The sequence below is a fragment of the Streptomyces daghestanicus genome (assembly GCF_020521275.1).
Taxonomy (GTDB): domain Bacteria; phylum Actinomycetota; class Actinomycetes; order Streptomycetales; family Streptomycetaceae; genus Streptomyces; species Streptomyces griseoviridis.
In genome coordinates, this window is the sequence record NZ_BNDX01000016.1 from 489,488 (window position 1) to 511,006 (window position 21,519).

General features: G+C 74.3%; 21 protein-coding genes and 1 pseudogene. 10 read left to right on the forward strand and 12 right to left on the reverse strand.

Features of this window, described 5'->3' with window-relative positions; translation table 11 throughout:
* Positions 1-300: 300 nt before the first annotated feature.
* Positions 301-1,467 carry a DUF2637 domain-containing protein gene (locus Sdagh_RS37085; RefSeq protein ID WP_372478480.1) on the forward strand — a complete coding sequence of 389 codons (1,167 nt, stop codon included), beginning with the start codon at positions 301-303 and terminating at the stop codon, positions 1,465-1,467.
* 9 nt (positions 1,468-1,476) lie between these two features.
* Here the strand turns inward: Sdagh_RS37085 and Sdagh_RS28940 are convergent, their stop codons facing one another.
* Both Sdagh_RS28940 and Sdagh_RS28945 read right to left on the reverse strand, forming a co-directional pair.
* Complete coding sequence (locus Sdagh_RS28940) at positions 1,477-2,277, reverse strand: sugar phosphate isomerase/epimerase family protein (RefSeq protein WP_189420329.1); 801 nt, start codon at positions 2,275-2,277, stop codon at positions 1,477-1,479.
* A gap of 1,131 nt (positions 2,278-3,408) precedes the next feature.
* Positions 3,409-4,455, reverse strand: a complete 1,047-nt coding sequence (locus Sdagh_RS28945; protein ID WP_189420330.1) for a LacI family DNA-binding transcriptional regulator — start codon at positions 4,453-4,455, stop codon at positions 3,409-3,411.
* Between the two features lie 205 nt (positions 4,456-4,660).
* Between Sdagh_RS28945 and Sdagh_RS28950 the strand changes: the two genes are divergently transcribed.
* The 3 genes from Sdagh_RS28950 to Sdagh_RS28960 are packed head-to-tail and all read left to right on the forward strand — an operon-like array spanning position 4,661 to position 7,802.
* Positions 4,661-5,812, forward strand: a complete 1,152-nt coding sequence (locus Sdagh_RS28950) for a Gfo/Idh/MocA family protein (protein ID WP_190077337.1) — start codon at positions 4,661-4,663, stop codon at positions 5,810-5,812.
* Positions 5,809-6,972, forward strand: a complete 1,164-nt coding sequence (locus tag Sdagh_RS28955) for a dihydrodipicolinate synthase family protein (protein ID WP_190007638.1) — start codon at positions 5,809-5,811, stop codon at positions 6,970-6,972. Before Sdagh_RS28950 ends, Sdagh_RS28955 begins: the two co-directional genes overlap by 4 nt.
* Positions 6,973-7,004: 32 nt before the next feature.
* A complete protein-coding gene (locus tag Sdagh_RS28960) occupies positions 7,005-7,802 on the forward strand; it encodes a sugar phosphate isomerase/epimerase family protein (RefSeq protein ID WP_190077350.1) in 798 nt (265 codons plus the stop codon).
* Between the two features lie 201 nt (positions 7,803-8,003).
* Here the strand turns inward: Sdagh_RS28960 and rbsD are convergent, their stop codons facing one another.
* From rbsD to Sdagh_RS28990, 6 genes are all read right to left on the reverse strand, one after another.
* On the reverse strand, positions 8,004-8,390 hold the full coding sequence (rbsD, locus tag Sdagh_RS28965) for a D-ribose pyranase (RefSeq protein ID WP_189420343.1): 387 nt from the start codon (positions 8,388-8,390) through the stop codon (positions 8,004-8,006).
* Positions 8,387-9,289, reverse strand: a complete 903-nt coding sequence (locus Sdagh_RS28970; RefSeq protein ID WP_189420345.1) for a ribokinase — start codon at positions 9,287-9,289, stop codon at positions 8,387-8,389. The genes rbsD and Sdagh_RS28970 overlap by 4 nt, the downstream gene beginning before the upstream one ends.
* 55 nt (positions 9,290-9,344) lie before the next feature.
* Positions 9,345-11,285, reverse strand: coding sequence for an ABC transporter permease/substrate-binding protein (locus Sdagh_RS28975; protein ID WP_189420347.1), 1,941 nt, complete (start codon positions 11,283-11,285; stop codon positions 9,345-9,347).
* Entirely contained in the window at positions 11,275-12,810 is a 1,536-nt protein-coding gene (locus Sdagh_RS28980) for a sugar ABC transporter ATP-binding protein (protein ID WP_189420349.1), read from the reverse strand. The genes Sdagh_RS28975 and Sdagh_RS28980 overlap by 11 nt, the downstream gene beginning before the upstream one ends.
* Positions 12,807-13,859: a LacI family DNA-binding transcriptional regulator gene (locus tag Sdagh_RS28985; RefSeq protein ID WP_190077338.1), complete on the reverse strand. Its 1,053-nt coding sequence runs from the start codon at positions 13,857-13,859 to the stop codon at positions 12,807-12,809. Before Sdagh_RS28985 ends, Sdagh_RS28980 begins: the two co-directional genes overlap by 4 nt.
* Positions 13,860-13,995: 136 nt before the next feature.
* Complete coding sequence (locus tag Sdagh_RS28990; RefSeq protein WP_189420353.1) at positions 13,996-14,745, reverse strand: SDR family NAD(P)-dependent oxidoreductase; 750 nt, start codon at positions 14,743-14,745, stop codon at positions 13,996-13,998.
* A gap of 104 nt (positions 14,746-14,849) precedes the next feature.
* Here Sdagh_RS28990 and Sdagh_RS28995 point away from each other — a divergent pair, with 104 nt between their 5' ends.
* The gene (locus tag Sdagh_RS28995; RefSeq protein ID WP_189420355.1) at positions 14,850-15,473 is read left to right on the forward strand and encodes a TetR/AcrR family transcriptional regulator; all 624 of its coding nucleotides are present in this window, start codon (positions 14,850-14,852) and stop codon (positions 15,471-15,473) included.
* 234 nt (positions 15,474-15,707) lie between these two features.
* Here the strand turns inward: Sdagh_RS28995 and Sdagh_RS29000 are convergent, their stop codons facing one another.
* Entirely contained in the window at positions 15,708-15,893 is a 186-nt protein-coding gene (locus Sdagh_RS29000; protein WP_226535931.1) for a hypothetical protein, read from the reverse strand.
* Positions 15,894-16,116: 223 nt separating this feature from the next.
* On the opposite strand from Sdagh_RS29000, the gene Sdagh_RS29005 reads away from it, so the two are divergent.
* Positions 16,117-16,542, forward strand: coding sequence for a VOC family protein (locus Sdagh_RS29005; RefSeq protein WP_190077339.1), 426 nt, complete (start codon positions 16,117-16,119; stop codon positions 16,540-16,542).
* 8 nt (positions 16,543-16,550) lie between these two features.
* On the opposite strand, the pseudogene Sdagh_RS29010 reads toward Sdagh_RS29005, so the two are convergent.
* Positions 16,551-17,241, reverse strand: a pseudogene (locus tag Sdagh_RS29010) (NADPH-dependent F420 reductase).
* 74 nt (positions 17,242-17,315) lie between these two features.
* Here Sdagh_RS29010 and Sdagh_RS29015 point away from each other — a divergent pair.
* Both Sdagh_RS29015 and Sdagh_RS29020 read left to right on the forward strand, forming a co-directional pair.
* Entirely contained in the window at positions 17,316-17,687 is a 372-nt protein-coding gene (locus tag Sdagh_RS29015) for a winged helix-turn-helix transcriptional regulator (protein ID WP_226535933.1), read from the forward strand.
* Between the two features lie 47 nt (positions 17,688-17,734).
* A complete protein-coding gene (locus Sdagh_RS29020) occupies positions 17,735-18,898 on the forward strand; it encodes a pentapeptide repeat-containing protein (protein ID WP_190077340.1) in 1,164 nt (387 codons plus the stop codon).
* Here the strand turns inward: Sdagh_RS29020 and Sdagh_RS29025 are convergent.
* On the reverse strand, positions 18,879-19,316 hold the full coding sequence (locus tag Sdagh_RS29025; protein WP_190077341.1) for an ATP-binding protein: 438 nt from the start codon (positions 19,314-19,316) through the stop codon (positions 18,879-18,881). The two genes, Sdagh_RS29020 and Sdagh_RS29025, sit on opposite strands and share 20 nt — an antisense overlap.
* Positions 19,317-19,573: 257 nt before the next feature.
* Here Sdagh_RS29025 and Sdagh_RS29030 point away from each other — a divergent pair, with 257 nt between their 5' ends.
* Together Sdagh_RS29030 and Sdagh_RS29035 are read left to right on the forward strand one after the other, a co-directional pair.
* Entirely contained in the window at positions 19,574-20,392 is an 819-nt protein-coding gene (locus Sdagh_RS29030) for a helix-turn-helix domain-containing protein (RefSeq protein WP_190007642.1), read from the forward strand.
* 8 nt (positions 20,393-20,400) lie between these two features.
* Complete coding sequence (locus Sdagh_RS29035) at positions 20,401-20,601, forward strand: DUF397 domain-containing protein (RefSeq protein ID WP_190077342.1); 201 nt, start codon at positions 20,401-20,403, stop codon at positions 20,599-20,601.
* On the opposite strand, the gene sigJ is transcribed toward Sdagh_RS29035, so the two are convergent.
* Entirely contained in the window at positions 20,578-21,471 is an 894-nt protein-coding gene (sigJ, locus tag Sdagh_RS29040; protein ID WP_190077343.1) for an RNA polymerase sigma factor SigJ, read from the reverse strand. The two genes, Sdagh_RS29035 and sigJ, sit on opposite strands and share 24 nt — an antisense overlap.
* Positions 21,472-21,519 lie beyond the last annotated feature (48 nt).

Below are 21,519 nucleotides of genomic sequence, written 5' to 3' on the forward strand. Positions count from 1 at the left end.
CCAGCGGAGTGACCCGGCGGTTAGTCGGAACATGAGCAAGGTGACTGGGTGCACGGCCGTGCCGAATGTGCTCCCGCTGGGTTCTTATACGTACATCCAGGCGCCGGCGCACTCGGCGACCGCGGTGAACGGAACTCTGACGAAAGGCGGACTCCCTGTGACACTCAGGGAGACGGAGCCGATTCTGCGGGAATTCCTGCGAACGCTGGGCGAGGTGCAGGACGACTTCACCAGACGATGGTGCGCGATCAGAGAACGGCCAGTCACCGTCACCAGCTGAATGATCGGGCCCTTTTGATCGTGTATGACGACGAACTCGTATACGGCCGGGGATTCCCGGGCCCGTACGCCGCTCACCCCTATCCCTATCCCTATCCTTACGCGGGCCCGTCCGACGAGACGGCCCACGGCCGGCACCGCGCCCCCGCCGACGACGACCCGGCGTTCGCGCCGGACATGTCCTGGGACGAGGAACTGGCCGTCATGCTCCAGGACGCGCTGGAGGAGCACCGCCCGGCGGAGCGGACGCCCCGGAGCCGGCGGGACGGTCCCGACGAGACACCGGCCGCCACTCCCGCGCCGGGCAGCCCGCTGGGGAACCTGCGGGACATCACGGAGGAACTGCCCCCGCTGAAGGACCCCGCCCCCGCCCGCAGCCACCGCCGTACCCGCCCGCCCCGCGCCCCCCGCGCGCCCCGGCCTCCGCGCACCCCCAGCGGTCCGCGCGGCCCGCGCGGGATCGAGGCCGTCAGTTACGTCACCGCCGTGCTCGCCACCGTCATCGCCTCCGGGGTGAGCCTGCTGAGCGGCATCGTCGCCTACGACCCGCTCCGCGTCGTCGCCGTGACCCGGCTGGAGCCCGGCGTGGTGTCCTGGTGGCCGCTGCTGGTCTTCGGCCCCTGGCTGGTGGCGTCGCTCTCCGTGCTGCGGGCGGCCCTGCACCAGCGGCGCGCCCTGCACGCCTGGTGCGTCGTCCTCGGCTTCTCGCTGATCGCGGTCTTCCTCTGCGTGCTCCAGGCGCCGGGCACGGTCGTCGACGTCGCCGCCGCCGCGCTGCCCGGCCTGGCCTCGCTGGCCTGCTTCCAGCAGCTCGTACGGCAGATCACCCTGACCCGGCCGCCCCGGCGGCGCGCTCCGCGGCACCGGGTGCGCCCCGAGCCCCGGCAGTCCGCCGGACCGGACCGCACGGCCGGTGCGGCACCGCACGCCGGCACCGAGGAGGCCCTCGGCACGGCACCGCTGCCGGACGCGGTCCCCGGCCCGGTGGCCGGCGGGGGCGCCCCGGACCCGGTGGTCGGCACGGCCCCGCCGTCCGCCGTCCCCGAGGCCCGGCACGACGGGACCGCGCGCCCCGCCAGGACCGCGCCGCCGCCCCGGGCGCCCAGGCCCGCCGTCAGGACGTACGTCATCAGCAACGGCCGGCCGCTGCGGACCCGCTCCTTCCCGGCGCCCCGCGACGGGCGGTGACCGGACGGCTCAGGCCGCCTCGTCGAGCAGCCGGTCCAGATGACGCCGTCCCGCGCCCAGCAGACCGGGCAGCGGGGCGGCGTTCTCGTACCACCGCTTCTCGTACTCCCAGCACAGCCAGCCGTCCCAGTCGTGCCGGGTCAGCAGGTCCACGCAGTCGGCCAGCGGCAGCACGCCCTCGCCGAGCGGCAGCGGCGTGGTGTCGTCGGCGGAGGCGATGTCCTTGACCTGGACGTAGCCGAGGTGCGGGGCGAGTGCCGCGTAGGACTCGGCGGGCTGCTCGCCGCCCAGCCAGGTGTGCATCACGTCCCACAGCGCGCCGGCCCGGCGGTGCCCGACCAGACCGAGGACGCGGATCGCGTCGGCGCCCGTGCGGTGCGAGTCGTGGGTCTCCAGCAGGACGCGGACGCCCGCCTCGGTGGCGTACTCGGCGGCCGTGCCCAGCCGTCGCGCGGCCGTCGCGTCCGCCTCCTCGGGGCTCTGCCCGGTGCCGCCGCCGGGGAAGACCCGCACATACGGGGCGCCCAGGTCGCGGGCGAGGTCGAGCAGGCCGCGGATCTCCTCCAGGACGGGGGCGTCGTCGCCCGGCGCGGCGACCCGCGCGTAGCCCGCGACGCTGAGGACGGCGACGCCCGCCGCCTCGAACCCGGCCCGCACGGCCGCCCGCTCGTCGGGCGACAGGCCCGGATGCACCGGCTCCTCGGGGTGGGCGCGGAGTTCGACACCGTGCCAGCCGTGTTCGGTCGCGAGCCGCAGCACGTCGCGCACGGGCATTCCGGGGACACCGAGGGTGGAGAACGCGAGCTTCATGGTTCCGGACAGTACCCGCCGCGCCGCCGCTCACTCCCTGCCCACCTGCTCCGCCTGTCCGCCGCGCGCTCGGCTGCCTGGCGGTCGCAGGCCCGCCGCTCTCGGCGGGCCGCCCGGCGGCTGCCCCGGTGCGCGGGCGGCGGACCGACGGGCACTCGACTGCCGGGCGGTCGCAGGCCCGCCGCTCCCGGCGGCCCTGTTCTCGGCGGGCCGCCCGGCGGCTGCCCCGGTGCGCGGGCGGCTGTCCGACGGCTCCCTGGCCGCCGGTCCGCCGGACAAGCACCGTCGTACGGGTCCCCCACCCCGGCGCTCCCACCCGACCGCCGAGCCCCCACCGGCGGCCCCTGCCGACCGCAGCCCCCACCGGCAGCCACCCCCGGGGGACATCCCTCACCCCCACGGCAGCCTCCCAAGGGCCCCGGGGATATCCCCGACCAGCAGCCCGCCGAGGGCGCCCCTCACCCCTGCCACCCCCCGAGGGCACCTCTCACCCCCCGGCGGCCCGTCCAGGGCCCCCATCCCCACGACAACCTCCCAAGGGCACCCGGGGGATATCCCCGACCGGCAGCCCTCCGAGGGCACCCCTCACCCCTGCCACCCCCCGAGGGCACCCCTCACCCCTGCCACCCCCCGAGGGCACCTCTCACCCCCGGCAGCCCGTCGAGGGCCCCCATCCCCACGGCAGCCTCCCAAGGGCCCCGGGGGATATCCCTGACCGGCAGCCCTCCGAGGGCGCCCCTCACCCCTGCCACCCCCCGAGGGCACCTCTCACCCCCGGCGGCCCGTCGAGGGCCCCCATCCCCACGGCAGCCTCCCAAGGGCCCCGGGGATATCCCCAACCGGCAGCCCGCCGGCGAACACCCTTCACCCCCGAGGGCACCCCTCCCCCTGGTGGCTCACCGAGGGCACCCCTCACCCCCGCCACCCCCGAAGGGGCACCCCATCCCCCCGGTGGCTCACCGAGGCCACCCCTTACCCCCACGGCAGCCCCACAAGGGCCCCGGAGATATCCCCAACCGGCAGCCCTCCGAGGGCACCCCTCACCCCCGCCACCCCCCCCGAGGGCACCCCTCACCCTTACGGCAGCCCCCCGGCCGACCCAACCCCCACCGCCCCCCCCGGGGCCGCCCCTCACCCCCGAGGCGGTCCGGAGGACCCCCGTACCATCAGCTCCCCCCGCACCGTCGCGATCCCCCCGGGCGGCGCCTCCTCCCGCCCCATCGCGATGCGCCCGGCGCGCGCCCCCGCCTCCGCCAGCGGCAGCCGGACCGTCGTCAGGGCCGGTACCGCGTCGACGCTGAACGGCAGGTCGTCGAAGCCGGCCACCGACACCTCGTGCGGAATCCGCAGCCCCGCCTCCCGCAGCGCCGCGCACGCCCCCAGCGCGACGGAGTCGTTCGCGGCGACCACGGCCGTCAGGGACGGGTCCCGGCGCAGCAGTTCCAGCGTGGCCTCGTACCCCGACCGGCGGTCATAGCGCCCGTGCACCGTCCAGCGCGGGTCCTCCTCGATGCCGTGCGCGGCCAGCCCGGCCCGGTGCCCCTCCAGCCGGTGCCGTGTGGTCGTCCGCTCCTCGGGACCCGCGATGTAGCCGATCCGCCGGTGCCCGAGGCCGATCAGATGCTCGGTCAGCTCCCGTCCGCCGCCCCGGTTGTCGAAGGTCAGCGCGATCGCCCCGGTCTCCGGCGCCGGCGGCCTTCCGCACAGCACCACCCGCGTCCCGGCCTCCGCCAGCCGGCGCAGCTTCCCCGCCACCGCCGCCTTGTGCGGGGCGTCCTCCACCGCCCCGCCGGTCAGCACCACCGCCGCCGCCCGCTGCCGCTGCAGCAGCGTGAGGTAGGTCAGCTCGCGCTCGGGAGAGCCGCCCGTGTTGCAGACCACCGCCAGCCGCTCGCCGCCCGCCCGGCCGCCCGGCCCGCCGATCTCGGACTGGATCGCGCTCGCCATGATCCCGAAGAACGGGTCGGCGATGTCGTTGACCAGGATGCCGACCAGGTCGGAGGTGGCGGCGGCCAGCGCGCTCGCCGGACCGTTGAGCACGTAGTCCAGCTCGTCGACCGCCTTCAGCACCCGCTCCCTGGTGGACGCGGCGACGGGGTAGTTCCCGTTCAGCACGCGCGACACCGTCGCGGGGGAGACCTGCGCGCGGGCCGCCACGTCCGCCAGGGTCACCGTCATGTCCTCGTCCTCCGCCTCATCGCACCCTCGCCACCGCCGGAAGGCGGCCCTCGCCGCACCCAGAAGGCGCGTCACCCCGGCCGCGCTCTTGTCCGGACCACCGTCCACAGGCTAGCTTCGTATCAGATAGAAAGCGCTTGCTATCACGCCCGTCCCGGCGGATGCGGCGCACGGACCGCGTAGAACCGCGTACGAAGGGAACGACGTGACACGCAAGACGGTGCGTATCGCCATGAACGGTGTGACGGGGCGCATGGGCTACCGCCAGCACCTCGTCCGCTCCATCCTGGCCCTGCGCGAGCAGGGCGGCCTCGACCTCGGCGGCGGCACGGTGCTGTGGCCGGAGCCGGTCCTGGTCGGCCGCCGCGCGTACGCGCTGGAGGAGCTGGCCGAGCGGCACGGCCTGGAGCACGTCTCGACGGACCTGGACGCGGTCCTCGCCGACGAGACGGTCGACATCTACTTCGACGCCCAGGTGACCTCCGCCCGCGAGGAGGCGATCAGGAAGGCCATTGCCGCCGGCAAGCACGTCTACACCGAGAAGCCGACGGCCACCGGTCTCGACGGCGCCCTCGCCCTCGCCCGGCTGGCCGAGGAGAAGGGCATCAAGCACGGCGTCGTCCAGGACAAGCTGTTCCTGCCGGGCCTGCTGAAGCTCAAGCGCCTGATCGACGGCGGCTTCTTCGGCCGGGTCCTGTCCGTGCGCGGGGAGTTCGGCTACTGGGTCTTCGAGGGCGACTGGCAGGAGGCCCAGCGCCCGTCCTGGAACTACCGCGCGGAGGACGGCGGGGGCATCGTCGTCGACATGTTCCCGCACTGGGAGTACGTCCTGCACGAGCTGTTCGGCCGGGTGACCTCCGTCCAGGCGCTCACCGCCACCCACGTCCCGCAGCGCTGGGACGAGAACGGCAAGCCCTACGACGCCACCGCCGACGACGCCGCGTACGGCGTCTTCGAGCTGGACGGCGGCGCGATCGCGCAGATCAACTCCTCCTGGGCGGTCCGCGTCAACCGCGACGAGCTGGTCGAGTTCCAGGTCGACGGCACCGAGGGGTCGGCCGTCGCCGGCCTGCGCAACTGCCGCGTCCAGCACCGCTCCGCCACCCCCAAGCCGGTCTGGAACCCGGACATCCCCGCCACCGAGGTCTTCCGCGACCAGTGGCAGGAGGTCCCGGACAACGGCGAGTTCGACAACGGCTTCAAGGCCCAGTGGGAGCTGTTCCTGCGCCACGTCTACGCCGACGCCCCCTACCACTGGGACCTGCTGGCCGGCGCCCGCGGCGTGCAGCTCGCCGAGCTGGGCCTGAGGTCCTCCGCCGAGGGCCGCCGCCTGGACGTGCCGGAGGTCGCGCTGTGACCCTCCGCCTCCCGAACCCCGACGGCACCCTGCGCGCCTACGAGCCCCGCGCCGAGCCCCGCGTCGAAGCGAACCCGGGAAGCGCTTTCACCTCCCGTACGGTCTTCTCGGCCGCGCACGTCGTCGCCGACCCGTACGCCGACACCACCCCGGACGGCCCCGCCGCCGTCGACTGGGACGCCACCCTCGCCTTCCGCCGCCACCTGTGGTCGCACGGACTGGGCGTCGCCGAGGCGATGGACACCGCCCAGCGCGGCATGGGCCTGGACTGGGCCGGCGCCGCCGAGCTGATCCGCCGCTCCGCCGCCGAGGCGAAGGCGTGCGGCGGCCGGATCGCCTGCGGCGTCGGCACCGACCAGCTCCCCGCCGCCGGCGCCCCCGCCCTCGCGGACATCCGCGCCGCCTACGAGGAGCAGCTCGCCGTCACAGAGGGGGCCGGCGCCCAGGCCATCCTGATGGCCTCCCGCGCCCTCGCCGCCACCGCGCAGGGCCCGGACGACTACCTCGACGTCTACGGCCACCTCCTCCGCCAGTCCGCCGAACCGGTGATCCTGCACTGGCTCGGCCCCATGTTCGACCCGGCCCTGGAGGGCTACTGGGGTTCCGCCGACCTGGACGCGGCCACCGGCACCTTCCTGGAGGTCATCGCCGCCCACCCCGACAAGGTCGACGGCATCAAGGTCTCCCTCCTCGACGCCCGGCGCGAGGTCGACCTGCGCCGCCGCCTCCCGCAGGGCGTGCGCTGCTACACCGGCGACGACTTCCACTACCCCGAGCTGATCGCCGGCGACGACCAGGGCTTCAGCCACGCCCTGCTCGGCGTCTTCGACCCGCTGGGCCCGCTGGCGGCCGAGGCGGTCCGGGTCCTGGACACCGGGGACACGGACGGCTTCCGCGCCCTCCTCGACCCGACCGTCGCCCTCTCCCGCCACCTCTTCCGGGCCCCGACCCGCTTCTACAAGACGGGGGTGGTGTTCCTGGCCTGGCTGGCCGGCCACCAGAGCCACTTCACCATGGTCGGCGGCCTCCAGTCGGCCCGCTCCCTGCCCCACCTCGCCCGCGCCTACGAACTCGCCGACGGCCTCGGCCTGTTCCCCGACCCGAAACTGGCCGAGGAACGCATGCGCACCCTGCTCTCCCTGCACGGAGTCACCCAGTGAGCGACGACCTCTCCCGCTTCTCCATCAACCAGATGACGGTCAGGCAGCTCACGCTGCCCGAACTGACCGCCGCCTGCCGCGACCTGGGCGTCGGCAGCGTCGGCCTGTGGCGCGCACCCGTCCAGGAGTACGGCGTCGAGGCCGCCGCCAAGCTGGTCCGGGACGCCGGCCTGCGCGTCACCACCCTGTGCCGGGGCGGCTTCCTCACCGCGACCGACCCGGACGCCCGCAGGGAGGCCCTGGCCGACAACCGCCGCGCCGTCGACGAGGCCGCCACCCTCGGCACCGACACCCTGGTCCTGGTCTCCGGCGGCCTCCCGCCCGGCGACAAGGACCTCCCCGCCGCCCGGGAACGCATCGCGGACGCCCTCGCCGAACTCGCCCCCTACGCCGAGGCGCACGGCGTCCGCCTGGCCATCGAGGCGCTGCATCCCATGTACGCCTCGGACCGCTGCGTGGTCTCCACCCTCGCCCAGGCCCTGGACCTGGCCGAGCGCTTCCCCGCCCACCAGGTCGGCGTCACCGTCGACACGTACCACATCTGGTGGGACGACCGGGCGCCCGAGCAGATCGCCCGGGCCGGCGCCGACGGCCGCATCCACACCTTCCAGCTCGCGGACTGGACCACCCCGCTGCCGGAGGGCGTCCTCAACGGCCGCGGCCAGCTCGGCGACGGCTCGATCGACATGCGCGAGTGGAGGGGGTACGTCGAGGCGGCCGGCTACACCGGCCCCATCGAGGTGGAACTCTTCAACGAGGCCCTGTGGGCCCGCGACGGCCGCGAGGTGCTGGCGGAAACCGCCCGGAGGTTCGTCGCGCACGCCTTCTGACGCCCTCTGACGGCCCGGTCCCGGCACCCGGAGAAAAATCTTCGAAAGCCGTGCAACCCTTCCCCGCCCCACCGTGTCGTACTTGTCATCAGGGCGCCCGAGGGGGGAGATCCGGGGGGATCACGGGTCGTTCTGGGTGGGGAGACGCACGGGGGCCCGGTCGGTGAACCGGGCCCCCGCGGTGTCGTCCGGGCGGGCGGGTCAGAAGAAGACCCCGCAGCGCAGCAGCACATTGGCGTACGGCCGGGCCTCCCCGGTGCGCACCACCAGCCGGGCCCCCGCCGACAGTTCCTTCAGCCGGGTGTGCGGGACCAGGTCCAGGCCGGGCAGCGCGTCCAGGAGCCGGGCCGCGTCCGGGTTGGCCGCGCGGACCTCCTCCGCGCCCGTCGCGCCCTCCACCACCAGCTCCGCCAGCAGCCCCTCCAGCACCTCCGCGAAGGACGGCACCCCGGCCCGGAACGCCAGGTCCACCACCCGGGGTCCCGCGGGGATCGGCATCCCCGCGTCGCACACCAGCACCCCGTCGCCGTGCCCCAGCTCCGCGAGCGCCCCGGCGAGATGCCGGTTGAGAATCCCGGCCTTCTTCACAGCGCCTCGACCTCCTCCGCCGTCGGGTACGACTCCTGCGCCCCCGCCTTCGTCACGGCCGCCGCCCCCACCCGGGCCGCGTACGCCGCCGCCTCGGCCAGGGAGGCGCCCGCGCCCAGCCGGTAGGCGAGCGCCGCGGTGAACGCGTCCCCGGCGCCCGTGGTGTCCACCGCGTCCACCGCCACCGACGGCACCCGCGCCACGCCGTCCTTCGACGCCACCAGCGCCCCATCGGCGCCCAGCGTCACCACCACCGAGCGAGGCCCCTTGGCGAGCAGGATGCCCGCCCAGTCCTCGGGGCGGTCACCGACGCGGGACGGGCCCAGCAGCACCTTCGCCTCGTGCTCGTTGACGATGAGCGGGTCGCAGGCGTCCAGCACCTCGCGGGGCAGCGCCCGCGGCGGCGAGGGGTTGAGGACGAGCCGGCTGCCCGGCGCCAGGCTCCGCACCACCTCCGCCACCGTCTCCAGCGGGATCTCCAGCATCACGGACACCACCCGCGAGGCGTGGAAGAGGCTGGTCGCGGCCCGGACGTCGGCCGGGGCCAGCCGGCCGTTGGCGCCCGGCGAGACGACGATGCTGTTGTCACCGGACGGGTCCACGGTGATCAGCGCGACACCGGTCGGCGCGTCGTCCACGAGGACGCCCACCGTGTCCACGCCGGCCGCACGCTGGGAGTCCAGCAGCAGCCGCCCGTGGTCGTCGTCGCCGACCTTGGCCAGCAGCGCCGTACGGGCGCCCAGCCGGGCCGCGGCCACCGCCTGGTTGGCGCCCTTGCCGCCCGGGTGGACGGCCAGGTCGGTGCCGAGCACCGTCTCCCCGGCGGCCGGCCGGCGGTCCACGCCGATCACCAGGTCGGCGTTGGCCGACCCGACGACCAGCAGGTCGTAGTCGTACATGGTCCCTCTCCCCGCATCCGCGTCCGTGTCCGTGAGCCCGTGCCGCCGGCGCCGGTCAGCCGTCGAAGCCGGCCACATTCCGCTCGGTGACCACCTTCACCGGCACCTTCACCGTCTCCTCGGTCTTCTTGCCCTCGGCCGCCCGCACCGCGTTGTCCACGGCGATCCGGCCGAGCTGCCTGGGCTGCTGCGCCACCGACGCGTACAGCGTGCCGTCCTGGACCGCCTTCAGCCCGTCCGGCGTGCCGTCGAACCCGACGACCTGCACCGACTTCCCGGCCTTGGCGCCCAGGGCCTTGATCGCGCCGAGCGCCATCTCGTCGTTCTCGGCGAAGACGCCCTTGATGCCGGGGTGCGCCTGGAGCAGGTTCGTCATCACGTCCAGGCCCTTGGTGCGGTCGAAGTCGGCGGGCTGCTTGGCGACGACCTTGATGCCCGGGTACTTCTTCAGCCCGGCCGCGAAGCCCGCGCCGCGCTCCCGGCTGGCGGAGGTGCCGGCCTGCCCCTGGAGGACGACGATCGTGCCCTTGCCGCCGAGCTTCTCGGCGAGGGCCTTCGCGCCCAGCTCGCCGCCCTCGACGTTGTCGGAGGCGACCAGCGCGGCGGTGTCGGCCTTGTTGACGCCGCGGTCCACGGCGACGACGGGGATGTCCGCCTTGTTGGCGGAGCGCACGGACGGCCCGGCCGCGTCGGAGTCGACGGGGTTGACGATGACCGACGACAGGCCCTCACTGGTGAAGTTCTGCACCTGGTTGGCCTGCTGGGAGGCGTCGTTCTGCGCGTCGGTGACGGTGAGGTCGACGCCGAGCTTCTCGGCCTCGGCCTCGGCGCCCGCGCGGATCTGCACGAAGAAGGGGTTGTTCAGCGTGGACAGCGACAGGCCGACCTTCTGCTTGGCGCCGGAGTCGGAGCCGCCGTGCAGCAGCGAGGTCGCGCCGGCCACGGCCACCGCGACGACCGCCGCGATCAGATAGGTGACGGCCTGCTTGCCCTTGCCCCCGCCGGAGGCTCCGGCCGGCGCCGGGGCCGCCCCCGCCTTGCGCCGGACCGTGTCCAGGAGCACCGCCAGCGCGATGACGACACCGATGACGACCTGCTGCCAGAACGCGGAGACGGAGAGCAGGTTGAGCCCGTTGCGCAGCACGGCGAGGATCAGCGCGCCGATGAGCGTGCCCGACGCCTTGCCGGTGCCGCCGGCCAGCGACGCGCCGCCGATCACGACGGCCGCGATGGCGTCCAGTTCGTACCCCTGCGCGGCCTGCGGCTGCGCGGAGGAGAGCCGGGAGGCCAGCACGATGCCGGCCGCGGCGGCGAACAGCCCGGAGAAGGCGTAGATGGCGAGCTTCTGCCGCTTCACCCGCAGCCCCGAGAGCCGCGCGGCCTCCTCGTTGCCGCCGATGGCGTACATGGACCGCCCGATGTACGTCCGTCCCAGTACGAAGGCGGTGATCAGCCCCATGACGACCATCACCAGCACGGGCACCGGCAGCCAGCCGCCGAGCGTGTCACCGAGGTGCGAGACCGAGTCGGGGAACGGGATCGGCGACCCCTGCGAGATCACCAGCGACAGGCCGCGCCCCACCGACAGCATGGCGAGCGTGGCGATGAACGGCGGCAGCTTCCCGTACGAGACGAGGAAGCCGTTGACCAGGCCGCAGGCGATGCCGGTGGCGACGGCGAGCAGCACCGCCACCGGCACCGGCACCCCGCCCTCGGCGGCCGTCCAGGCGAGCACGGTGGCCGACAGCGCGGCGACCGAGCCGACCGACAGGTCGATGCCCGCCGCGACGATCACGAAGGTGACGCCGAAGGCGAGGATGGCCGTCACGGCCGCCTGCACCCCGACGTTCAGCAGGTTGTCGGCGGTCAGGAAGTCCCCGGACAGCGCCGACATGGCGATGACGAGGACGATCAGCGCGGTCAGCGCGCCGTTGTCGAGCAGCAGCCGGCGCAGACCGCCGCCGCCGGACGTCTTCTTGAGGGTGTCAGTGGCCACCGTCGGCCTCCGTTCCGTCGTTCTGGGGGGTGCTGACGGCGAGCGCCATCACGGCGTCCTGGGTGGCCTCCGCGGCGGCGAGTTCACCGGCGATCCGGCCCTGCGCCATGACCAGCACGCGGTCGCTCATGCCGAGCACCTCGGGCAGGTCGCTGGAGATCATCAGGACGGCGGCGCCGGCGGCCGTCAGCTCGTTGATCAGCTGGTAGATCTCGACCTTGGCGCCGACGTCGATCCCGCGCGTCGGCTCGTCGAGGATGAGGACCTTGGTGTCCGCCAGCAGCCACTTGCCGATGACGACCTTCTGCTGGTTGCCGCCGGAGAGGGTGCGCACGTGCTGGCCGAGGCCGGCCATCCGCACGCCGAGCTGCCCGGCGATCCGGGCCGCGGCGGTGTGCTGGCCCCTGAGGTCGACGAGCCCCGCGCGGGAGGCCGACCGCAGGGTCACCAGGCCGAGGTTCTCCTCGACCGAGGCGTCCAGCACGAGGCCCTGCCCCTTGCGGTCCTCGGGCACCAGCCCGATCCCGGCGGCCATCGCCGCGCCCACGTCGTGCCCGCGCAGCGGCGTGCCGCCGACCCGCACGCTCCCGCGGTCGTAGGGGTCGGCCCCGAAGACCGCCCGGACGACCTCGGTCCGCCCGGCGCCGACCAGCCCCGCGATCCCGACGACCTCGCCGGCCCGCACCTCGAAGCCGATGTCGTGGAAGACGCCGTCCCGGGTGAGCCCCTCGACCGTCAGCAGCGCCTCGCCGGTGCCGTCCGGCCGTTCGCGCGGGTACTGCTGCTCGATCGACCGCCCGACCATCAGCCGGACCAGTTCCTCCTCGGGGGTGGACGCCGGGACCTGCCCGACGCTCGCCCCGTCCCGGATGACGGTCACCCGGTCGCCGAGGGCGGCGATCTCCTCCAGGTGGTGGGTGATGAAGACGATCCCCACCCCGTCGGCGCGCAGCCGCCGCACGATGGCGAAGAGCTTCTCCACCTCCTCGGAGGTGAGCACGGCGGTCGGCTCGTCCATGATGAGCACCCGGGCGTCCAGGCTGAGCGCCTTGGCGATCTCCACCATCTGGAGCCGGGCGATACCGAGTTCACGCACCCGGGTGCGGGGCGACACGTCCACCCCGACCCGCTCCAGGAGCACGGCCGCGTCGGCGTCCATCCGCTTCCGGTCGATCATCCCGAGCCGCCGCGGCTGCCGCCCGAGGAAGATGTTCTCGGCGACCGTCAGATCGGGGACCAGGTTGAACTCCTGGTAGATGGTGGCGATCCCGAGCCGCTCGGAGTCCTGCGCACCGTTGATGCGCACCTCCTCGCCGCCGACCAGGATGCGCCCGGCATCGGGCGTGTGCGCGCCGGAGAGCGTCTTGATGAGGGTGCTCTTGCCCGCGCCGTTCTCGCCGAGCAGCACATGCACCTCGCCCCGGCGCAGGTCGAAGTCGACGCCGTCGAGCGCGACCACCCCGGGGAAGGTCTTGCGGATGCCCTCGATGCGCAGCAACTCGTCGGATTCGACTCGGTCGCTCACGTCGTACTCCTTCGTACGGGGGAGGGGGAGGGGAAGGGGGACTGGGGGGAGGAGGCGGGCGGTTCACCGCACGAGCGCCGGACGACGAGCCGGGCGGGCAGCGTCACGGACGCGCCGCCGCGCCCCTCGATCCGGTCGACCAGCGCCCGTACGGCGGCCCGTCCCAGCTCACCGGTGGGCTGGGCGATCGCGGTGACCGGCGGATCGGTGTGCACGAACCAGCGGATGTCGTCGAACGCCGCGAGCGCGATGTCCCGCGGCACCCGCAGCCCGCGCGCCCGTACGGCGTCCAGGGCGCCCAGCGCCATCAGGTTGTCGGCGGCGAAGACCACCTCGGGCGGCTCGGGCAGGTCGAGGAAGCCCTCGGTGACGCGCCGCCCGCTGTCGGCCTGGAAGTCGCCCTGGCCGATGTAGGCGTCGGGCAGGGGGAGGCCGTGGGCGCCGAGCGCCTCCCGGAAGGCGTCCACCCGCTCCCGGCCGGTGGTGGTGGCGGCGGGCCCCGCGATGATCGCGAGCCGCCGGTGCCCGAGCCCGTGCAGATGCGCGACGAGGTCCCGTACGGCGGCCCGCCCGTCCGACCGGACGACGGGCACGTCGACGCCGGGGATCCACCGGTCGACGAAGACCATCGGCGTCCCGGCCCGCGCGGCCTCCAGCATCCGGGGCGAGCCGCCGTCCGTCGGGGACACCAGCAGCCCGTCGATCCGCCGGTCCAGCAGCGTGGTGACGTGGTGGTCCTGGAGGTCGGGCCGCTCGTCGGCGTTGCCGATGATGACGCTGTAGCCGAGCGCGCGGGCCTCCTCCTCGACGGAGCGGGCCAGCTCGGTGAAGTAGGGGTTCAGCACGTCGCTGATGACCAGCCCGAGCGTGCGGGTCTGGTCGGTGCGCAGCGACCGGGCGACGGCGTTGGGCCGGTAGCCCAGGGCCTCGACCGCGCCCAGTACCCGGGCCCGCGCCGCCGCGCTGACGGACGGGTGCCCGTTGAGCACCCGCGACACCGTGGCGACGGAGACGCCGGCCTCGGCGGCGACGTCCTTGATGCTCGCCATCGCGTTCCACCTCCTCGTGGAATCGATTACACGAGGAGGATTGGAATCGATTACACGGGGCGCTGGCAAGGGGGTCGGAGCCGCCGAGACCGGATCGTGACCCCAGGGCGGGGCGGGTCCGGTTCTCCGTCCCGGCTCAGATCTGGTTCTCGCCGCCGTCGACGTAGAGGTTGGCGCCGAAGACGAAGCTGCTCTGCGGGGAGGCGAGGAAGGCCACGGCCGCCGCGACCTCCTCCGGCCGTCCCATCCGTCCGATGGGCAGCTCCCGGGCGGACTTCTCGCGGAACGCCGGCGCGTTCTCCTCGCCGACCAGCTCCGTGATCCCGGTGGTGTCGATCGGTCCGGGCGAGATGGCGTTGACGCGGATGCCGCGGTGCCTCAGCTCGTTGGCCCAGGTGCGGGCGAAGGAGCGGACGGCGGCCTTGGAGGCGGCGTACACGCCGAACGCCTCGGTGCCGTTGTCGGCGGCGGTGGAGGCGTTGAGGATCACCGAGGCGCCGTCGTTGAGCAGCGGCAGCGCCTTCTGGACGGTGAACAGCGTGCCCCGCACGTTGACGGCGAGGGTCCGGTCGAGGTGCTCCTCGGTGACCTGCTCCAGTGTGGCGAAGGAGGCGGCCGCCGCGTTGGCGAAGACGACGTCCAGGCCCCGGCCCCGGGCGCGGACGGCGTCGTAGAGCCGGTCCAGGTCGGCGAGGTCGGTGATGTCGCCCGGCACGGCGGTGACCCGCTCGGCGCCGATGGTCTCCACGGCCTCGTCCAGCGCCGCCTTGCGCCGGCCGATGATGAACACGTGCGCGCCCTCGTCCGCCAGCCGCGCCGCGCTGGCGAGGCCGATCCCGGTGTGCCCGCCGGTGACGACGGCGGTCCTGCCTTCGAGCTGTCCCATGGCGATCTCCTCTGTTCTTCCGTTCGCACTTCTGTACCGATCGGTACTGAAGTGGACCGTAGCACTTCTGAATCGTTCGGTACAGAAGAGGTAGGCTGGGGGGCATGGAGACGCGGCGGAAGGCGACGGCGCAGGGGCAGCGGTCCGGCAGGCCGCGGGCCTTCGACGCGGACGAGGCGCTGGAGCGCGCCATGCGGGTCTTCTGGGAGCAGGGCTACGAGGGCGCCAGCCTCACCGACCTGACCGGCGCGATGGGCATCACCCGCACCAGCATGTACGCGGCCTTCGGCAACAAGGAGGACCTGTTCCGCAAGGCCCTGGAGCGCTACACCGAGGGCCCCGCCGCGTACGCCGCCCGCGCCCTGGCGGAGCCGACCGCCCGCGAGGTGGCCTCCGCGTTCCTGATCGGCTCGGTTCGCGCCACCACCCGCCCCGGCTGCCCCGCCGGCTGCCTGGGCGTCCAGGGGTCGCTGGCCGCCGGCGAGTCCGGACGCGCCGCGCGCGACGCCCTCGCCGCCTGGCGCGAGGAGGGGGTGGGGCTCCTCCGGGACCGTTTCCGGCGGGCCGTGGACGAGGGCGACCTGCCCCCCGACGCCGATCCCGGGGCGCTCGCCCGCTACGTCATGACCGTCGCCAACGGCATCGCCGTCCAGGCGGCGGGCGGCGCGGACGAGGAGGAACTCCGGGCGGTGGCGGCCCTGGCGCTGCGGGGGTGGCCGTCGGCCTGACGGGCGGGGTGGAGCCGGGATCGCGGCACACCCGGGCGAGGCCCCCGGCGTCCCCGGGGCCTCGGTGCCGGTGCCGGTCGCGGGCGTGGCCCTCACCGCGCGAGCACGACCGGGTCGACCGGCGTGAAGTCGTACGGCGCGCAGGCGCCCACGCCGCGCTGGACGGGGCGGCGGTCGGCCCGTCGCACCCCTCGCGGATGTGGGAACCGGCGCCTCCCGTCCGGTTGTTGACGATCACCCGGTCCCGGTCCCGGTCCCGGTTCCGCCGGACAGGTGGTGGGCGCCGTAGCGGTGGAGGATGTTCTTGCTCAGGGTCGACCCGTCGCCCTGGCGGATGCGGACCGCGCCGGACGGACGGGCCGTGGCCGCGGAAGCGCTCGGGGCCGAGGCCGGCCCGAGGGCTCCTGCGGCGAGAGCCACGCCCGCGGCGACCGGAGCGAACGGGCGCGTTGTTCCCCCTGTTCCGGGGTGTCCCGGTATGGGCGTCTCGTGCCCGGAGGGCAGCCGGGGCGCCGGAAGCCGTGCCAGGGCTGCCGGAGCGGACCGGGCACTTCGGTGCGGGCGGTGCGCGGGGGGCGGACGGGCCGTCGGGGTCGCGGCACAGGTGCGGACCGGCGGTGAAGTCCCTTGCTAAGGTGCGCCGGTGTCCACGATCAGGCGGTTCCAGGTCACCTTCGACTGCGCGGAACCCGAGCGCGTCGCCCGCTTCTGGTGCGAGGTCCTCGGGTACGTCGTGTCGCCCCCGAAGGGCTTCGCGACATGGGACGAGTACGACCGCACCCGGCCGCCGGAGGACCGGGGTTCGTGGTGCGCCTGCGTCGACCCCGCGGGCGAGGGTCCGCGCCTGTTCTTCCAGCGCGTCCCCGAGGGCAAGACCGTCAAGAACCGCGTCCACCTCGACGTACGGGTCGGCACCGGCCTGAGCGGCGCGGAGCGCCTGGCCGCGCTGGAGGCGGAGTGCGCCCGGCTGCTCCCGCTCGGCGCGACCCGGGTGGAGCTGCTGGCCGACGAGTACGACTCGTGCATCGTGATGCGGGACGTCGAGGGCAACGAGTTCTGCCTCGACTGAGCGCCGGCTCAGGTGGGGGTGCCGGGAGCCGAGGCCGGCGGGCGGGGCGGCACACCGCCCGGCCCGGCCGCCCAGGCGAGCGGAGGGGCGATCGAGCGCACGTCCGCTCCCCGGCCGACCCACAGGGAGATGAACAGCGCGGCGGTCGCCTCCAGCAGTCCCGCCTGTCCCAGCCCGCCCACTTCCAGCGGCTCGCAGCCCGCGTCCCGCACCAGCGCGCCCACGTCCGCCAGGGCCGGCTCGTCGTCCCCGCAGACCGGCACGGCCAGGGGCCGCCCGTCGAAGACCGGGCCGCATCCGCCACACGTCCTCGTGGCAGAGGTTGAACGCCTTGACCACGCGCGCCCCCGGGGCGGCCTCGGCCAGCCGCCGCGCGGCCGGGGGTCCCCCTTCGGTCAGCAGCCGGAAACCCGGGCCGACCGGGTTGGAGCAGTCGACGAGGACCTTGTCCGCCAGGGCCGTACGCAACTCCCGCACCACCTCCGCCCCCGCCCCGTACGGCAGCGCGGCCAGCACCACGTGACCGGCCGCCGCCGCCGCGCCCAGCCCCGCGGGCCGCGCGCCGCACCCGATCCGCGCCGCGAGCCGCTCCGCCCGGCGCGCGTCCCGGCCCCCGACGACCACCTCGTGCCCGGCCCGCGCCCAGTGCGTGGCGAGCGCGTCGGCCATGCGGCCCGTTCCCAGTACGCCGATCCTCATCGCACGTCCCCTTCCGTGTCCCGTTCCGACCGTTCCCCCCGAGGCTAGGGAGCCGTTCGGGCACCATTCGGTACGTGACGACGCCCGACGCCTTCCTCGCCGACTGCCGCGCCCGCCTCGCCTTCGACCTGCTCTCCCACACGTGGAACGCCGTGGTGCTGTGGGCACTGCGCGACGGCCCCCGGCGGCCGGTCGAACTCCGGGCCCGGATCGGCGGCATCAGTTCCAAGGTCCTCACCGAGACCCTGCGCCGGCTGCGCTTCAACGGCCTGGTCGTCCGCACGGCGGAACCGGGCCGCCCCTCCCGTGTCTCCTACGGACTCACCCCCCTGGGCCGCACGTTGCTGCCCGTGATCGACCTGGCCGGCGCCTGGGCCTTCGCCCACGGTGACGAGGTCATGGCGGCGCAGGAGGCGGCGTGCCCGGAGGACGGCCCGCGTCCGTGACGCACTCTTCTTGATCACCCAGGGCCCGGCGCCTACGCTCCCTGGTCATGGACATGGGGGGACCGGCGCGCCGCCGGCCGGCCGCGTGGCGGCGGGCGGTCGCGGTGCTGCTGGCCGGGGCGGTGGCGGTGGGCGCGGTCGGGGCGCTGCTGGTCGTCGTGCCCGGCATGGTGGTCGACCGCGACCTCGCCGGGGCGAGCGTCGCCGCGCAGGACCGGCTGACGGCGGTGAACGACGTCCGTACGACGCTTCTCCAGGCCGTGGGCGGCATGGTCCTCCTGTTCGGCGCGTACGCCACCTGGCGGCAACTGCGCGTCAGCCAGGACGGCCTGCGCGCGACGCAGGAGGGGCAGGTCACCGACCGGTTCAGTACGGCCGTGGACCAGCTCGGCAGCGAGAAGCTGGAGACGCGGATCGGCGGGCTGCACGCGTTGTGGCGGATCGCGGAGCACTCCGCCCGGGACCGCGACGCCGTCCTCTCCATCCAGGCGGCCTATCTGCGCACCCACCTGCCCTGGCCGCCCACCGAGGGGCCGGCTCCGGCGGCGGACGTGCCGATCAACGACATCGTGCCGCTGGAGGTCCGGGCCGCCGACGCCCAGGTGGCGCTGACCGGCCTCGGTGTGCTGCTGAGCCACCCCCGGGAGCAGACCTGGCTCAACCTCGGCGTCACCGACCTGCGCCGCGCCGACTGCGACGGGTTGTGGCTGACGGAGGTCAACCTCGACCGGGCCTGCATGGAGGCGGCCGGTTTCTACCACGCCAACCTGACGCAGGCGTCCCTCGTCTCCGTCAACCTGCGCCATGCCGATCTCACCACCGCGATCCTGCGCCGGGCCCGCTGCGTCCGGGCCGACCTGCGGGGCGCCAAGCTGGTCGAGGCGGATCTGCGGGACGCCGATCTCACGGAGGCCGACCTGCGGGAGGCGAACCTGCGGAAGGCCGACGCGGGCGGTGCCGTCTTCCACGACGCCGACCTGCGCCTGGCCGACCTGCGCGGCTGCGACCTGAGCACCGCCGGCCTGCGCGGGGCCCGGCTCTCCGGCGCGCTGGTCAGCGACCGCACGCGCCCGCCCGCAGGCTTCGACCTCGCCGCCGCCGGGACCGTCCTCACGGAGGATCCCGGTCCGGAACCCCCGCCCCTGCTCCAGCCCCCGGGCATCACCGCGCAGCACCCGCCGCTGAGGTCCCTCACGCCGGGCGACGGGTGACGGGCTGCCGGGCCACCCCCACCTCGCACCACACGTACTTCCCCCGGTCACCGTTCCTGGTCAGCGGATACCACCCCCACTCGTCGGAGCACGCCCGTACGAGGGTGAGCCCCCGGCCTTCCTCCCGCTCCTCCGCGCGCAGGGCCGGCGAGGCCGGTTCCGGGGGCTCCGGGTCCGTGTCCCACGCGCCGATCCGCAGCGTCCCCGGCGGCGACCAGCGCACCCGCAGCGCGGCGGGCCCCTTGGTGTGCCGCACGGCGTTGGACACCAACTCGGCGGCGAGCAGCTCCGCGACGTCCACGAGGCCGATCAGCCCGTGCAGGGTGAGGACGAGCCGGAGGGTGCGCCGGCTGACGGTGACGGCCCGGAGGTCGTTGGGGATGTGGAGGGAGTACTCCCAAGGGGTGGTGTCGGGCATGCCGGTCGACTCCGTCTGTCGATGGGGAAGGCGATGCGGGCGGTCGGTGTCAATGCCGCAGCCGTCATGGCAGGACGGGGCGGTGCGCTTCCGGTGGCCCGGTGCCGCACGGTGTGCGGTGCGTCACTGACGGTAAATCTAAATTTAGAGATGGGGCAAGCCGGTCGCGTAATCTGTCCCCGAACGAGTAATGCCCGCAGGCGGGTTGCACGGGGGAGTGGTCAGAAGCCTTGCGAAGCGAACCGACGGCACGGCAGATGCGTCTGGCGACCGAGCTGCGCAGGCTGCGCGAAGCGGCGGGCCTCAGCTCTCGGCAGGCGGCGGCGCTTCTTGGGGTCAGTCCCGCGCAGATCACCCACATCGAGTCCGGGCTGGCGGGCGTGAGCGAGAAGCGGCTCCGCCGCCTCACTGGCCACTATGGGTGCGCTGACGAGGAGTTCGTGGAGGCTTTGGTCGCCCTGGCGACGGATCGCACGCGTGGGTGGTGGGAGAGGTACCGGGGGCTGCTGCCCTCGTCCTTCCTGGACCTGGCGGAGTTGGATCACCATGCCTCGTTCTGGCACGAGGTGTCGATTCTGCACGTTCCCGGCCTCCTCCAGACCGAGGACTACAGCCGTGCAGTCTTCGCCAACCGTGTCCCCGAATTGGGGCATGAGGAGTTGGAGCTGCGGGTCCGCCACCGCATGGAGCGTCGGGTCGTCTTCGACGGCCCGGCTCCCCTGCGCTGCACGGCAGTGCTGCACGAGGTGGCACTACGTATCCGGGTGAGCGACCGAGCCTCCTCGCGCGCACAGCTCGACCGGCTGCTGGAGCTCTCGCAGGCCGATCACATCACGCTCCGAGTCATCCCTCTCGACCTCGATGGCTTCAACCGGGCCGGGAGCAGCATGACGTATGTCGGTGGACCGGTGAGCCGGTTGGACACGGTCATTCGCGACGCGCCGCACGGTTCCGTCTTCGTGGATTCGGAAGCCCAGTTGAGCGCCTACAGAACACGTTTCCGTAAAATGGAAGCTCTGTCGTTGGACCCCGGCCGGTCACGCGACTTGATCAGCAGACTGGCGAAAGAGCTGTGAGGCGTGACATGACCATCTCGGGCGGCTGGCGAAAGTCCTCATACTCGGACGGCGGCGACGGCAACAACTGCGTGGAGGTGGCGAGCTCACCGACGCACATATCCCTGCGCGACACCAAAGCCCTCCATCGAGGCGGCCTCACCTTCTCCGCCCCGGCCTTCCTGCCCTTCCTCGACCACCTCAAGTCACCCCGCCCCCGCACCCCCTGACACCCACCACCCCAGCTTCTCCGGATTCCGCACCACCCAGATCCGGCTGACCCGCCCCCCGGCGAGGTCGAACGACGCCACGGTCAGCACCACGCCGCCGAGGCTCGCCACCAGCCCCGGCGTGCCGTTGACCGGCCGTTCCGACAGGACCAGTCCCGGCGCCCGCTCCGCGAGGGCGACCATGTACCGGGCGATGTGCGCGCCGCCCTCGACCGGGTGGAGCGCGGCGCCCGCCACGCCGCCCCCGTCGGCGGTCATCACGGCCGTCGGGTCGAGGAGGTCGACCAGGGCGCCGATGTCCCGCGCCTCCCACGCCTCCTTGACCTGCCGCACCGCACCGGCCAGCCCGGCCGCGGGCGCCGCAGGCCCGGCGTCCCGCACCCGGCGCCGCGCGGACGCCGCGAGCTGCTTGCAGGCGGCCGGCGTCCGGCCGAGGGCACCGGCGATCTCGGCGAACGGGTAGCGGAAGACGTCGTGCAGCACGAACGCCACCCGCTCGGCCGGCGTCATCGTCTCCAGGACGACGAGGAACGCCATGCTCACCGACTCGTCCAGCACCAGCAGGTCCACCGGGTCCGCCCCGCCGCCGCCCCGCTCGGCCGCCCGGTCGGGCACCGGCTCCGGCAGCCACGCGCCGACGTACCGCTCCCGCCGGGCCCGCGCCGAGCCGAGCACGTCCAGGCAGATCCGCCCGGTCACCGTCGTCAGCCAGGCGCCCGGGGACCTGATCCCGTCCCGCCGGTCCTCCGGCAGCGCGTACCAGCGCGCGTACGCCTCCTGCACGGCGTCCTCCGCCTCCGCCAGCGAACCGAGCAACCGGTAGGCCACGTTGATCAGTTGGCGCCGCTCGTCCGCCACACCGTCGGTCATCACGCCAGGCCCCCCGACCCTCGCCTTACCTTTCGCGGGCCCGCGTCG